At 42.5% G+C, this 14,720-nt stretch carries 10 protein-coding genes, 1 riboswitch and 1 other annotated feature; all 10 genes read left to right on the top strand.

Going from position 1 to position 14,720, the window contains the following annotated elements; all coding sequences use genetic code 11:
* The first annotated feature begins 3 nt into the window (after positions 1-3).
* The 10 genes from RZO55_RS15180 (at position 4) to RZO55_RS15135 (ending at position 14,692) form a co-directional block, all read left to right on the top strand.
* Positions 4-2,076 carry a methyl-accepting chemotaxis protein gene (locus RZO55_RS15180; protein WP_318065100.1) on the top strand — a complete coding sequence of 691 codons (2,073 nt, stop codon included), beginning with the start codon at positions 4-6 and terminating at the stop codon, positions 2,074-2,076.
* A gap of 55 nt (positions 2,077-2,131) precedes the next feature.
* Positions 2,132-2,375: a binding site (T-box leader), on the top strand.
* A gap of 55 nt (positions 2,376-2,430) precedes the next feature.
* Positions 2,431-3,450, top strand: a complete 1,020-nt coding sequence (gene pheS / locus RZO55_RS15175) for a phenylalanine--tRNA ligase subunit alpha (protein WP_318065376.1) — start codon at positions 2,431-2,433, stop codon at positions 3,448-3,450.
* A 22-nt stretch (positions 3,451-3,472) separates the two neighbouring features.
* Positions 3,473-5,893: a phenylalanine--tRNA ligase subunit beta gene (gene pheT, locus RZO55_RS15170; RefSeq protein ID WP_318065099.1), complete on the top strand. Its 2,421-nt coding sequence runs from the start codon at positions 3,473-3,475 to the stop codon at positions 5,891-5,893.
* A 131-nt stretch (positions 5,894-6,024) separates the two neighbouring features.
* Positions 6,025-7,194, top strand: coding sequence for a phosphopyruvate hydratase family protein (locus RZO55_RS15165; protein ID WP_318065098.1), 1,170 nt, complete (start codon positions 6,025-6,027; stop codon positions 7,192-7,194).
* A gap of 73 nt (positions 7,195-7,267) precedes the next feature.
* Positions 7,268-7,501 carry a preprotein translocase subunit SecG gene (gene secG / locus RZO55_RS15160; protein ID WP_097005797.1) on the top strand — a complete coding sequence of 78 codons (234 nt, stop codon included), beginning with the start codon at positions 7,268-7,270 and terminating at the stop codon, positions 7,499-7,501.
* Between the two features lie 134 nt (positions 7,502-7,635).
* A complete protein-coding gene (gene rnr, locus RZO55_RS15155) occupies positions 7,636-9,777 on the top strand; it encodes a ribonuclease R (RefSeq protein WP_318065097.1) in 2,142 nt (713 codons plus the stop codon).
* A 582-nt stretch (positions 9,778-10,359) separates the two neighbouring features.
* A complete protein-coding gene (smpB, locus tag RZO55_RS15150; RefSeq protein WP_318065096.1) occupies positions 10,360-10,827 on the top strand; it encodes an SsrA-binding protein SmpB in 468 nt (155 codons plus the stop codon).
* Between the two features lie 84 nt (positions 10,828-10,911).
* Entirely contained in the window at positions 10,912-12,903 is a 1,992-nt protein-coding gene (locus tag RZO55_RS15145) for a BMP family ABC transporter substrate-binding protein (RefSeq protein ID WP_318065095.1), read from the top strand.
* Positions 12,875-13,471 (top strand): metallophosphoesterase family protein, encoded by a 597-nt coding sequence (locus RZO55_RS15140; RefSeq protein WP_318065094.1) that lies wholly within the window; start codon positions 12,875-12,877, stop codon positions 13,469-13,471. Before RZO55_RS15145 ends, RZO55_RS15140 begins: the two co-directional genes overlap by 29 nt.
* Positions 13,472-13,556: 85 nt before the next feature.
* Positions 13,557-13,649: riboswitch (NiCo riboswitch) on the top strand.
* 110 nt (positions 13,650-13,759) lie between these two features.
* Positions 13,760-14,692, top strand: coding sequence for a cation diffusion facilitator family transporter (locus RZO55_RS15135; protein WP_318065093.1), 933 nt, complete (start codon positions 13,760-13,762; stop codon positions 14,690-14,692).
* The last annotated feature ends 28 nt before the right edge of the window (positions 14,693-14,720 follow it).

Here is a 14,720-nt window from a genome sequence, read left to right as displayed (position 1 = left end):
AGTATGAATAGAAGAATCGGAATCAAAAGCATAGGGGTTAAGATGCTGTTGGGAATTTTACCTGTTCTGGTGCTTGCCCTGGCCTTTCTGGCCAAATTAAGTGAATCTACAAGCAGTCAGTTAATTGAGCAGCAGAGCAATTCCACGATGGAGTCGGAATTGAAAGCCAGCGTTAACGGTATTAATAATGATTTAAATGCGGTGGAAACCACGGCCATGAATATTTCACATATAGTGAGTGCGTCCTATCAGACCACAGATCTTGATACATACGGCAGGGCAATTTCAGATATAATATCAACCAACGGCTTAATACTTGGCAGTGGTATCTGGTTTGAGCCGAATGTATATGACACCAGCCAGAAGTATGTGGGCCCTTACTGGTACAAAGACGGTGATAAGGTTATCCAGACCAATGAATACAGCAATGACAGTTATGATTATTTCAATCAGGCATACTATCAATCGGTATCAGGAGGAGTGAAAACTCCAGTTATTACAGATCCCTATTATGACCCGACTCTCGATATGATGATGGCCACCTGTGCGGCCCCTATTTATGACAGCAGCAGCCGTTTTATCGGAGTTGTGACGGTTGATATGCAGCTTAGTGATATTGATGAACTGATTAAGTCCATTAAAGTGGGGAAGAACGGAACTGCCATGCTGATTTCTGCAGAAGGAGTTTATCTTAGCGGTGCAGATGGGGATAAGGTCAGTAAAGCGATGAATATGAAGCAGGACGAGAATGCCTCTCTTTCCGCTGCAGCAGCGGAGATGGTTGCAAATGACAGAGGAAAGACGGCTTACACAGAGGGAACGAAGACTTATAACCTCTATTATGATACGGTCCCGGGAGTCGGCTGGATTATTATGATTAAGATGCCGCAGTCTGAGCTTGAAGAACCCATTGTTCTATTAAACGAGAAATTGATGAAGCTGAGTGCTGCAGCATTGATTCTATGTATTTTTGCAGTTTTACTGCAAGTGGGAAGCATTGCATCAGGTCTTAAGAAGGTCCGTAAGTTTGCGGGTTCTCTTGCTGCCGGTGACTTTACAGTCCAGCCTCTTAAAACCAGACGAAAAGATGAACTGGGACAGATGAGCAGCTCGTTGAATAATATGTTCCAAAGCAACAAAGGGGTGATTGAACAGATTTCCGATCAGGCAGGAGATATTACAGATGCCAGCATTCACCTGAATAAAGTATCAAACGATCTGCTTCTTCAATTCAGCGAAGTGAAAACATATATGGGAGATGTGGACAAGGCAATGATGTCTTCCAGTGCAGCTACGGAGGAGCTGAATGCGTCTCTTGCAGAAGTTAACTCATCAGTAGGAATACTTGCAAATGAGACGGAAAAAAGCAGCAGTATGGCCGGAGAGATCATGGAACGGGCAAAAGATATTGAGAAAAAAAGCAGGGAAGCTTACGATAATGCCATTGTGATATCCCAGGAAAGAGAGCAGGACCTTCAGATGGCAGTCCAGCACGCAAAGGTAGTGGAGCGGATCGGCGATATGGCACGTCTTATTTCCAATACGGCCTCCCAGATCAATTTACTGTCACTCAATGCCTCAATTGAAGCAGTGAGGGCTGGAGAACAGGGCAGAGGCTTTGCTGTTGTTGCAAGAGAGATCGGAAAGCTTGCAAAAGATACTTCTGAGATCGTAAAGGAAATTGAGGGAACTATTACAGATGTTCAGAATGCGTTCACCATGATGTTAGATGGATCTCAGTCCATGCTTGTTTTCTTAAAAGATACGGTGACTCCGGATTATGACAGTTTTGTTAATGTAGGACAGCAATATGGCAAGGATGCAGTTACCATAGAAGAAATCTCCAATGAGGTGGAGGAGATGGCTGCAAACATCAGCCAGGTGATGCAGGAAGTGCGTGATGCAATCCAGAATGTCTCCGAATCCGTTCAGACGACTGCAGGAAACAGCAGTATGGTCCTTGGCACAATCGAAAAAGCATATGTAGTTGTACAGGACATGTCTAAGATGTCAGAAAAGCAGGAACGAATTGCAGAGGAATTAAAGACTGTAGTATCCGGCTTCAAATTAAAATAATTCTCTTGACATTTTAATGCTGTTTTATTATAATGATTGCAATATTATATTATAATTAAATGCGATGAAAGTGCAAGTAGATTCTTAGTTTCTATCAGAGAGAAGGGGTCACCGGCTGAAAGCCCTTTTAAGTTCAATTAAGAAATCGAATTTCCCACTGAAGCAGCATGGCTGAAACCGGCGGTTGTATTTGTCTGCCAGGCGTGTAGGTCATGACGTCCTTACACGTTACGTATGCCGAGCGCCTGCTTTAGAAGCAGGAATCAGGGTGGTACCGCGAACACAGCTTCGTCCCTTTTACAGGGATGGAGCTTTTTTGATGTATCAGGGAATGAATCAAAGAAGGAGAGCATGATGAAAGATCAATTAGAGAGAATCAAACAAGAAGCATTAAAGCAGATCGAAGCTTCGGATGCACTGGAAAAACTAGGTGACATTAAAGTCGCTTATCTTGGAAAAAAGGGAGAACTGACCAGTGTGCTAAAGAGCATGAAGGACGTTGCTCCGGAAGACAGACCCAAGATCGGGCAGATGGTCAATGAAGCCCGTGAAGCAATTGAGGGAAAATTAGATGCTGCCATGGCGGCACTGATGAAAAAAGCAAGGGAAGAGCAGTTGAGAAAAGAAGTGATTGATGTCACTCTGCCTGCAAAGAGAAGCAGAGTAGGTCATACCCATCCCAATTCCATCGCTTTAGAAGAGGTGGAGAGAATCTTTGTAGGCATGGGATATGAGGTCATTGAGGGACCGGAAGTGGAGTATGATCACTATAACTTTGAAAAACTAAACATTCCGAAGAATCACCCGGCAAGAGATGAACAGGATACGTTTTATATCAGTGATAACATCGTTTTGAGAAGTCAGACTTCTCCTGTCCAGGTCAGGACCATGGAGAAGGGGAAACTTCCGATTCGTATGCTGGCACCAGGCAGAGTATTCCGTTCCGATGAAGTGGATGCAACTCATTCCCCGTCCTTCCATCAGATTGAAGGACTGGTAATCGATAAGAATATAACATTTGCAGACTTAAAAGGGACACTGGCTGAGTTTGCCAGAGAGTTATTCGGTCCTGAGACAAAGGTGAAGTTCCGCCCCCATCATTTCCCGTTCACTGAGCCGAGTGCTGAAATGGATGTTACCTGCTTTAAGTGCGGAGGAAAGGGCTGCCGTTTCTGTAAGGGATCTGGCTGGATCGAGATTTTAGGCTGCGGTATGGTACACCCCAATGTACTTGCAATGAGCGGAATTGATTCCAACGAATATTCCGGCTTTGCTTTCGGAGTAGGCTTGGAGAGAATTGCTCTGCTGAAATACGAGATCGATGACATGAGATTATTATATGAAAATGACATCAGATTCTTAAAGCAGTTCTAAAAACAGGAAGGGAGATAGATTGATGAATACACCATTATCATGGGTTAAAGCATATGTACCGGATTTGGATGTGACACCACAGGAATACACGGATGCCATGACACTGACAGGAACGAAGGTTGAGGGCTATGAATGCCTGGATAAAAATTTAGAGAAGATTGTAGTAGGCCACATTCAATCGATTGTACGCCATCCCGATGCGGATAAACTGATTGTCTGCCAGGTTAACGCAGGCAGTGAAACCGTACAGATCGTAACAGGCGCTTCAAACGTAAAAACAGGTGATAAGGTACCGGTTGTATTAGACGGAGGGAAGGTTGCCGGAGGACATGACGGCGGTCCGCTTCCGGAAAATGGAATAAAGATAAAAACGGGCAAATTAAGAGGAATTGAGTCCTGCGGAATGATGTGCTCCATTGAAGAACTGGGATTTACAAATGAGATGTATCCGGATGCTCCGGAAAGCGGAATCTATATTCTTCCGGAAGATTCTGTTCCAGGGTCTGATGCAGTAGAGCTTTTGGGCCTTCATGACTCCGTATTTGAATATGAAGTAACATCAAACCGGGTAGACTGTTACAGTGTAATAGGAATTGCCAGAGAGGCAGCAGCTACATTTAACAAACCATTTATTCCTCCGGTAGTAACCGCTGCAGGTAACAGTGAGGATGTTCACGATTATTTAAAAGTGACAGTCGAAGACAGCCGTCTTTGTTCCCGCTATTGTGCAAGAATGGTAAAAAATTTAAAGCTGGCTCCTTCACCGGTCTGGATGCAGAGAAGGCTTGCTGCCTGCGGAATCAGACCAATTAATAACATCGTTGATATTACCAATTATGTAATGGAAGAATACGGTCAGCCAATGCATGCCTTTGATTATGATCAGCTATCAGGCCATGAAATCGTTGTCAGATGTGCAGAGGATGGAGAACTGTTCCAGACTCTGGATGGTCAGGAGAGAAAACTGGACAGCACCGTACTCATGATACGTGACGGAGAGAAAGCTGTGGGTATCGCCGGTATTATGGGAGGCGAGAATTCAAAAATTACCGATGAAATTCATACCATGGTATTTGAAAGTGCCTGCTTTGACGGAACCAATATCCGTCTTTCCTCTAAAAAAGTGGGGTTAAGAACAGATGCCTCCGGTAAATTTGAAAAGGGTCTTGATCCCAATAATGCACAGGCTGCAATTGACCGTGCATGCCAGCTAATTGAAGAGCTGGGTGCAGGAGAAGTAGTCGGCGGCATGATCGATGTCTATCCGGAAAAGAGAGAAAGCAAGCGGATTGCTTTTGAACCAGAGCGAATGAACCGTCTTCTTGGAACAGATATTGCGCCGGAGACGATGCTTGAGTATTATAACCGTCTGGAACTGGAATATGATGAGAAAACAGGGGAGATCATAATACCTACATTCCGTCAGGATCTGGAATGCATGGCAGACATGGCAGAGGAAACAGCCAGATTCTATGGTTATGACAAGATACCGGTATCCCTGCCAACAGGAGAAGCAACAACTGGTAAACTTTCCTACAAATTAAGAGTGGAGGAAGTTGCAAGAGAGGTTGCAGAATTCAGCGGATTTTCACAGGGAATGACGTATTCCTTTGAAAGTCCCAAAGTTTTTGACCGTCTGCTTCTTCCAGAGGACAGTCCGCTTCGCACCACCGTTAATATCTTAAATCCTCTGGGTGAAGATTACAGTGTTATGAGAACAACTCCTCTCCATGGGATGTTAAATTCACTGTCCACTAATTTTAACAGGCGTAACAAAAATGTACGTTTATATGAGCTGGCTAACATCTATCTGCCTAAGAGCCTTCCATTAACCGAGCTTCCTGATGAAAGAATGCAGTTTACCCTGGGCTTTTACGGAGATGGCGATTTCTTTGATATGAAGGGTGTTATTGAGGAATTCTTTGATAAAACCGGCATGAAATTAAAACCACATTATGATCCGAAGGCAGGCAAGACATTCCTCCATCCGGGAAGACAGGCAGATATTATTTACGATGGAGTAAATATTGGTTATCTGGGAGAGATTCATCCGGAGGTTGCAGATAACTATAAGATCGGAGACCGGGCTTATGTAGCAGTCATTGATATGCCTTCTATGATACCGTTTACAAGTTTTGATCGTAAATATACGGGAATTGCAAAGTATCCGGCAGTAACAAGAGATATCAGCATGGTTGTGCCTAAAAATATTCTTGTGGGTCAGATCGAGGAAGTGATTGCGCAGCGGGGAGGGAAAATTTTGGAAAGCTATGAGCTGTTTGACATCTATGAGGGTGCACAGATTCTGGCTGGCTTTAAATCAGTGGCCTATTCCATCACATTCCGGGCTGCAGATCATACGCTGGAGGAACAGGAAGTTTCAGGCGTTATGAAAAAGATACTCAATGGTTTACAGGCCCTCGGTATTGAACTGAGAGCATAAATATAGAATAAAGATGTCAGAAGAAACTCATGGTCCGCTTCTGACATCTTTTTTTATTTGCCTGCATGGAACCGAAAAATCCCGTCAATCCTTACGGTAGAGGAATGATGGAATAAAGGGAGGCAAATCAGATGCTTGAAGATCTTGATATAGAACAGATAAGAGGAAGAATGCTTTATGATTCCGGCGGGAATCCGGCAGTGGAAGCAGAAGTGATCCTTGAAAACGGTGCACATGGGAGAGCAACGGTTTCTGTTTTTAATGAAGCAGATGGAGAGGAAGAGGCGGACGTTATAAGTGAATGGTTAGCAGAAGCCATTTTATTTGAGAATGCTGCTGATCAGGAGAACATCGACCGTCTTTTAATGCAGCAATTTGATAAAAAAGGCAGAGGCAGGGCAGGAGTTTCAGCTCTGTCCATGGCAGCAGCAAGGGCAGCAGGAGCAGGTCTGGGACTTCCGCTCTACCGTTATTTAGGCGGAACATCAGCTCCGGCAATGCCCGTTCCTGTAATGAGTATGATTGATGGAGGAGACTGTGTGAAAGGAATCGATTTTAAAGAAATTATGATTGTCCCTTTAAAACGCGGTTCCTTTGCAGAAGGACTTCGGATGGGAACAGAAATATACCAGACATTAAAACGCATATTATCCATAAATGGATATGATACATCTGTTGGGGAGAGCGGAGGCTTTGCAGCTGATATGAAAAGTTCAGAGGAATCTCTTCATTATATAATGGATGCCGTCAGGCTATCGGGATATGATCCTGATTCCGATGTTTCTGCAGCAATCTATGGCAATGCGGACAATCTATATGTAAAAGAGGATGGAATTTACCGCTTTGACAAAGAGAGTTTGAAAAATGGGATCCCGGTTCACAGAGATCAAAAAGATATGATATCCTACTATTTAAGGCTTGCAGATGGATTTCCGCTGGGCATTGTAATGAACGGACTTTATAAGAATGATCCGGATGACAGAAACAGGATGTATCAAATGTTAAAACACCGTCTTCTGATGGTTTCAGACGATTTTTTTGCATCCAATGGTGTTGAGGTACAATTAAAAAAGGCTGGTACAGTGACTGGTGCACTTAATATGGTTTGTGCGGCAAAGAAAATGGGAAGTAAAGTGATATTCTCAAACAGCGATAATGAGACGGAGGAAGTATTTCTGGGAGATATGGCCGCTGCCGTAGGGGCGGACTATATAAAATGCGGAGCGCCCTGCAGAGGAGAGAATACGGCGAAATATAATGAACTTCTCAGGATTGAGGAATTCTATGGCCAGCGGCATTAAAATAGAAAAAATCATTGTATTTACTGAAAAAATATGGTATGATAATCGGTGTTTGACTTAAGGAGGTGGAAAAATGATCCGGATTATATTATCAATCGTGTTTGTTATTATATGCATTGCTTTATCAGCGATCATCCTGTTACAGGAAGGAAAGAGTCAGGGTCTTGGTTCTATCGGTGGTATGGCGGATACTTACTGGGGCAGGAATAAAGGTCGTTCTATGGAAGGAAAACTGGAGAAGTTTACAAAGTACGGAGCAATCTTATTTTTTATTCTGTCATTGGTACTGAATCTGAATATACTGTAGCGATTAAACACTCTTGTGGTATAGCAACAAGGGTGTTTTTTTCGAATTAAGGATAATATCTGTTATACCATTGGTGGAAGTGCAGATAATATGAACATAAATAAAATTGTAAAACGTGAAAAGAGAGGAAAATAATGACAGAAGAACAGTTAATGCAGCGGAAAGCCATGTTTATGGAGCTGTTTTCGGATCCGACATATAAACCGATGAAATTAAAGGAACTAGCCATGTTATTCGGGGTTCCCAAACATCAGAGAGACGAATTAAAACAGGTGCTTGATGGGCTGCTGGCAGAAGGAAAAATCGGAGTATCACAGAAAGGCAAATATGGAAAGCCAGATGTGGGATCCATTGCAGGAGTATTTTTCGGACACCAGAAAGGCTTTGGTTTCGTATCTGTAGAAGGCTTTGAGAAGGATATCTTTATACCAGAGGATAAGACGGGCGGCGCTCTTCATGGAGATACCGTTCTGATATCTGTGGAGACAGAAGGCTCGGGAGCAAAGAGAGCAGAAGGCCGGGTTATCAAAGTGCTTCAGCATGCCAATGAAGAAATTATCGGTTTTTATCAGAAAAATAAAAATTTTGGGTTTGTAATACCGGATAATCAAAAGATATCAAAGGATGTATTTATACCTCAGGGCAAGGATATGGGGGCTGTAAACGGACACAAAGTTGTAGTTAAGGTCACTGATTTTGGTGGAGAAGGGAAAAAACCGGAGGGCGTTATTAAAGAGATTCTTGGGCATGTTAATGATCCCGGAACCGATATTCTTTCCATTGTCCGTGCATACGGGCTTCCGGAGGAATTCCCTGACAGTGTGATGAAGCAGGTGGAGTCTGTGCAGGATTCCATTACTGGAAAAGATATGCAGGGGCGCCTGGATTTAAGACAGCTGCAGACAGTCACCATCGACGGAGAAGATGCAAAAGATCTTGATGATGCGATTACTCTTTCTAAGAAAGACGGTATCTATACGCTGGGTGTGCACATTGCAGACGTAACCAATTATGTAACAGAGCACAGCCCGCTTGACGAAGAAGCACTAAAAAGGGGAACCAGTGTTTATCTGGTGGACCGTGTGATTCCCATGCTGCCCCACAAGCTGTCAAATGGTATCTGCTCCTTAAACCAGGGAGAAGACCGTCTGGCGCTGAGCTGCATCATGGATATTGATGAGAATGGCACGGTAACCGGCCACAGGATCGCGGAAACGGTAATTAATGTGGACCGCAGAATGACTTATACAGCAGTGAACGCAATCATTACCAACCATGATGAAGCAGTGATGAAAGAGTATGAAGCCTTTATTCCCATGTTTGAACAGATGAAGGAACTGGCTGATATTTTAAGAGAGAAAAGGAAAAAAAGAGGTTCCATTGACTTTGATTTCCCGGAAACAAAGGTGATTCTTGATGAACGGGGCAAGCCTTTGGAAATAAAGCCTTATGACCGGAACTCCGCTACTAAAATCATCGAAGATTTTATGCTTATGGCCAATGAAACCGTTGCAGAGGATTATTTCTGGCAGGAGATCCCATTCCTTTATCGGACCCATGACAATCCCGATCCGGAGAAGATGAAAAGCCTGGCAACACTGATTAACAATTTCGGATATTCCATCCGCTTCCACAACGGAGAGGTATACCCAAAGGAGGTCCAGAAGCTGCTTGCCAATGCAGAGGATACTCCGGAAGAAGCGTTAATCAGCCGCCTTGCCCTCCGCTCAATGAAGCAGGCGAAGTATACAGTAGGAAATACCGGACATTTTGGTCTGGCTGCGAAATATTATACGCACTTTACTTCCCCCATCAGAAGATATCCGGATTTACAGATCCATCGTATCATAAAGGAGAATTTAAGGGCAGGTCTCAGTGAGAAACGGGTCAGCCATTACGATAAGCTTCTTATGCAGGTAGCGGTACAGTCCTCTTCTCTTGAGAGAAGGGCAGATGAAGCGGAGCGGGAAACCATAAAGCTTAAAAAGTGTGAATATATGTCCCGCTATATCGGACAGGAATTTGACGGAGTCATCTCAGGAGTGACAAACTGGGGGCTTTATGTGGAACTACCTAATACCGTGGAAGGACTGATCCATGTCAATGACCTTCAGGATGATTATTATCATTTTGATGAGGAACATTATGAGCTGGTGGGTGAAATGACAAGGAGAACTTTTAAACTTGGCCAGCCCATTCGGGTAATTGTATCGGCTACGGATAAACTGCTTCGTACCATCGACTTTATTCTGGGAAGAGATTTTGAAGAGGAATAAGATTATACGAGCTTTACTTATTATGATATAAGTAAAGCTCGTGAAAAACGATAATTTGGTATTATATAAACGAGACTTTTGTTATAGCAAAAAATTATTTATGATTAAAATAATCTGAATTATGCCCAATACGATATTAATAAGTCCCCGCATATTTTTTTCTTTTAGATCAATACAACCTAAAATAATTAATATTGGAGCTAATATAAAACTCTGTAAATTCCATATAGAAACTCCATTAATATATCCCTGACTTTTATAAGAAATAAGAAACATGATACTCAAGATTGAAAATGTGATCCTTATCAATTTATCTGTTTTATTCATTATAGCCCTCTCTTTCATTAGCTGTAGCCTTCTCTATATTAATACCACTTCGTTCCCTGTATAATGATAACATATAAGAAATAAAAATCGACTAAAGTGCCAACATTATATATGTTGAGTGCCAAAATCAACATAAATATGTACCATAACCTTCCTATTTTAAGCGGAAAATAAAAAAGCATTTTCTAACACCTTTACGGGATATAAATAATGTAGTATGATTGTGTAAAGTTTTAATGAGGGAGATTTATTGATATGGGAGAAAATTTTAAATTAATCGCCAACAATAAAAAGGCGTATCATGATTATTTTATTGATGAAAAATATGAAGCTGGAATTGAGCTTTTTGGCACAGAGGTAAAATCCATACGAATGGGAAAATGCAGCGTAAAGGAATCTTTTGTAAAAGTTGACAGAGGTCAGGTTTATGTATGTGGCATGAATGTCAGCCCTTATGAAAAAGGAAATATTTTCAACAAAGATCCCCTGCGTGTGAGAAAACTTCTTCTTCACAAATCGGAGATTCTGAAATTGGATGAAAAGATTGCCCAGAAAGGGTATACTCTGGTACCCCTTTCGGTATATTTTAAAGGCAGTCTGGTTAAGGTGGAGATCGGTCTGGCAAGAGGTAAAAAGCTTTACGATAAAAGGGATGATATTGCTAAGAAAGACCAGAAACGTGAATTGGAACGTGATTTCAAAGTGCGCAACTTAAAAGTGTAATAAGCATAAGAAGAAATCGTTGTCTGTACACACAACAGATTGGATGGTAAAATAGGGGTATAAAATAAAGGGAGGAAACTGCGGATGGCACTATATGATTATGTAGGGGCTTTAAGAAAAGGGCGAAGGCAGTACCAGGCATCCGTATCAAGAGGAGAATATCCGTATCTGCCGGTGCTTGATGATATCTTATCGTATTCGGATATTGTATCGGAAGTCAATCTGGGGATAATGGATATTCCTCTTGAAAAGGTAGTTGGCACCAAGACGGAAGGACGGACGAATGCATTTGCCAACAATTTCATGCCGCTCTTGTCGGAAAAGTCTGAATTTGGAGCGAAATGGGCATATCTTTATGATCATCAGATACAGGAGGGGATTCATGACCCGATTGTTGTCTATGAATTCATGAATCAGTATTATGTACAGGAAGGGAATAAAAGGGTCAGTGTATTAAAATATGTAGGAGCTTTCAGTATCGCTGCTTCAGTGATCCGAATGATTCCCAGACGTACGGACGATTTAAACAACAAGCTTTACTATGAATTCCTTGATTTTTATCAGGTCTCCTTTAACTGTGATATATGGTTCAGCAAGGAAGGCAGCTATGATAAGCTTTTAAAAGCCATGAATAAAAATCCGGATGAACAGTGGAGCGAAGATGAGCGGCTGATTTTTAAGTCCGCTTATGACCGTTTTTCCAAAGCGTTTCATGCATTCGGCGGTGATGATTATGACATGACCTGTTCCGATGCCTTTTTAGTTTATATAGAACTGTTTGGCTACAGATTGGTGAAAGACCGGGTGGAAAAGCAGATCAGGAAGGATCTGGTTAAGATAAAGGATGAGCTCCTTCTTGCTTCCAGAGGCAATAAGATTGCGTTGGTAGAGCAGCCGGAGGAGGCAAGTGAAGGAGCAGAAAATACTCCCATGAAGCTGATTAACTGGCTGCTTCCGAATTCGTCGTTTGATCCATCCATGTTAAAAATAGCATTTATACATGCAAAGACAGCAGAAACCTCCAGCTGGACTTACGGCCATGAGCTGGGACGGATGTATCTGGAACAAGCCTTTGAGGGGAAGACGGAGACGATTGTCTTCTTCCACGCAGATACGGAGGAAGAGACAGGAAAAGCCATAGATACGGCGATTGCTAAAGGGTGCAATATGATATTTACCACAGCCTCTCAAATGATTAATTTAAGCGTGAAGGCTGCAATCGACCACCCGGAAATAAAGGTATTTAACTGCTCGGTCAATATGTCGTATTCTTCTGTCTGCACCTATTATGGAAGGATGTATGAATCTAAATTTTTAATGGGTGCTCTGGCGGCTTCCATGTCGCGGGATGATAAACTGGGTTACATTGCAGATTATCCCATATACGGAACCATTGCAAATATCAATGCATTTGCATTGGGAGCGAAGATGATTAATCCTTATGCAAAAGTTCATCTGGAGTGGTCAAAGATCAATGGACGGGATGCACAGGAACAACTGGAGAAGGAAGGCATCCGTTTTATTTCCGGAGACGATATGATCACACCTCAGGCGCCTACAAGAGCATATGGACTATATCAGAAAACACCAAATGGAAGCCTCAAAAATCTGGCTACTCCTATCTGGCACTGGGGAAAGTTCTATGAGAGAATCGTAAATCTCACTTGTCACGGTTCGGTTGACCGCAAGGAAATGAAAGGAAAGCAGGCAATTAATTACTGGTGGGGAATGTCTGCCGATGTGATTGATGTGATTTGCTCCCAGAATCTGCCACACGGCACAAACCGATTGCTTACATTTTTAAAAAATTCTATTCGGGCAGGCAGTTTTCAGCCTTTTGTAGGAACCATCTATTCTCAGGCTGGGAAAATCGAGTGTGAAGAAGGCTTAAGTCTTACACCGGAAGAAATTACCACAATGAACTGGCTGACGGAAAATGTGGTGGGGCAGATTCCTGATTTTGAGGAATTAACGGAAGAAGCCCGGTCATTGGTCCGCCTTCAGGGCCAGACAATATACGAGAACATGGATATGGAGGAACTGCAGCGTGAAAATTCTGGTACTGGCGGATCATGAGTCCAAGTCACTCTATGAATACTATACACCGGAGAAACTAAAGGATATTGATCTGATCATTTCCTGCGGTGATTTGAGAGCAAATTATCTGACGTTTTTTGCGACCTGTTCCCATGCACCGGTCTTTTATGTCCGTGGAAACCATGATTGTCAGTATCACACCTGCCCTCCGGAGGGGTGTACCTGCATTGAAGATGAGATTGTTACCTTCAATGGAGTCAGAATTTTGGGGCTGGGTGGTTCCATGGAATATATTCCATGTTCACCCGATCAGTTTACAGAGAAGAAAATGGAGCAGAGAATCAGGCGTATGTGGTGGAAGTTAAAGAAAAATAAGGGGTTTGATATACTGGTAACCCATGCGCCGGCTTTTGAACTCAATGACCTGCCGGATCTTCCTCATCGTGGTTTTTCGTGTTTTAAAGCACTGATGGATAAGTATGCTCCCAGATATTTTTTTCATGGTCATATCCATGCTAACTATGGCAATGCATTTAAGCGGGAAGACCAGTATGGCAGTACAATCGTAATCAATGCCTATGAATATTGTATTATTGATTATACGTAACCAGTCACTTTTAAGAAGATCCTTCATATTATATTGCAGAAGCCTTTAAACAGAATTTAACACTCTTTGCACTGCATATGAATCTACAGTACAAACTGAGCAGGCATCAGCTTAAATCGCTGGAAGCCGGGTTGCCTTGTGCGACAACGGATGATTAATAAGCATCTGTGGGACAGTAGTTTACTCTAATTGTTCCACAGGTGCTTTTTCTATTATTGGACAGATGTGGACGTCAGGAAGTGATTGCAGATGATATAGGGCTATCTTAATTAATTGGAGGTAACTGTTATGAAATGTATGATCACAAAAAAGAAAGAAAAAGAAGGTAAAAGTCTTGCCATGCATGTGTCGGCAGTCAGTATTATGATGAATTTACTGCTGTCTGTCTTTAAACTGGCAGCTGGAATTTTTGCTCATTCCGGCGCAATGATTTCCGATGCCGTTCACTCCGCTTCTGATGTTTTCAGTTCATTGGTTGTGATAGCTGGGGTACACCTGGCAGATCAAAAATCGGATAAGGAGCACCCTTATGGACATGATCGTATGGAATGCGTGGCTTCCATCATTCTTTCCTCCATGCTTATGGCAACCGGAGTTGTAATCGGTATGACCGGAATTAAGAACATTTTTGGCAGAAACGGGGAGCCAATGGCAATTCCTGGTGTTTTGGCCCTGTTTGCGGCAGTTTTGTCTATTGCTGTGAAAGAATGGATGTACTGGTATACAAAAGCAGCGGCAAAAAAGATAAATTCTGGGGCAGTTATGGCAGATGCCTGGCATCACCGTTCTGATGCACTGTCATCTGTGGGAGCCCTGGTGGGGATTGCAGGAGCCAGAATGGGCGCACCGGTGCTGGACCCAGTCGCCAGTATTGTAATATGCTTTTTTATCGCTAAGGCTGCGATAGATATATTCCGGGATGCAATGGATAAAATGGTAGATAAATCCTGTGATGATGAGACAGTGCAAAAAATGGAAGAATTTGCCATGTCTGTAATCGGAGTGAAACGGATTGATGAAATCAGAACCAGAATGTTTGGGGCAAAGGTTTATGTGGATATAGAAATTGCTGCGGAAGGGAAACTGGAACTGGTGAGGTCTCATGAAATTGCAGAAAAGGTACATCTGTGCATAGAAGAACACTTTCCTGATGTAAAGCATTGCATGGTTCATGTGAATCCTGTGATTGATATGGAAGATAATGATCAAATCTGCTTATAGGTATAACTCCAGATTATAATACACATTC

The organism is Clostridium boliviensis (assembly GCF_033342255.1).
Classification (GTDB): Bacteria; Bacillota; Clostridia; order Lachnospirales; family Lachnospiraceae; genus Lacrimispora; species Lacrimispora boliviensis.
This window is presented reverse-complemented; position numbering and strand designations above follow the sequence as displayed.

Coding starts and splice junctions, on each gene's coding strand:
- RZO55_RS15180 (WP_318065100.1), top strand. CDS start 4: ATGAATAGAAGAATCGGAATCAAAAGCATAGGGGTTAAGATGCTGTTG.
- pheS (WP_318065376.1), top strand. CDS start 2,431: ATGAAAGATCAATTAGAGAGAATCAAACAAGAAGCATTAAAGCAGATC.
- pheT (WP_318065099.1), top strand. CDS start 3,473: ATGAATACACCATTATCATGGGTTAAAGCATATGTACCGGATTTGGAT.
- RZO55_RS15165 (WP_318065098.1), top strand. CDS start 6,025: ATGCTTGAAGATCTTGATATAGAACAGATAAGAGGAAGAATGCTTTAT.
- secG (WP_097005797.1), top strand. CDS start 7,268: ATGATCCGGATTATATTATCAATCGTGTTTGTTATTATATGCATTGCT.
- rnr (WP_318065097.1), top strand. CDS start 7,636: ATGACAGAAGAACAGTTAATGCAGCGGAAAGCCATGTTTATGGAGCTG.
- smpB (WP_318065096.1), top strand. CDS start 10,360: ATGGGAGAAAATTTTAAATTAATCGCCAACAATAAAAAGGCGTATCAT.
- RZO55_RS15145 (WP_318065095.1), top strand. CDS start 10,912: ATGGCACTATATGATTATGTAGGGGCTTTAAGAAAAGGGCGAAGGCAG.
- RZO55_RS15135 (WP_318065093.1), top strand. CDS start 13,760: ATGAAATGTATGATCACAAAAAAGAAAGAAAAAGAAGGTAAAAGTCTT.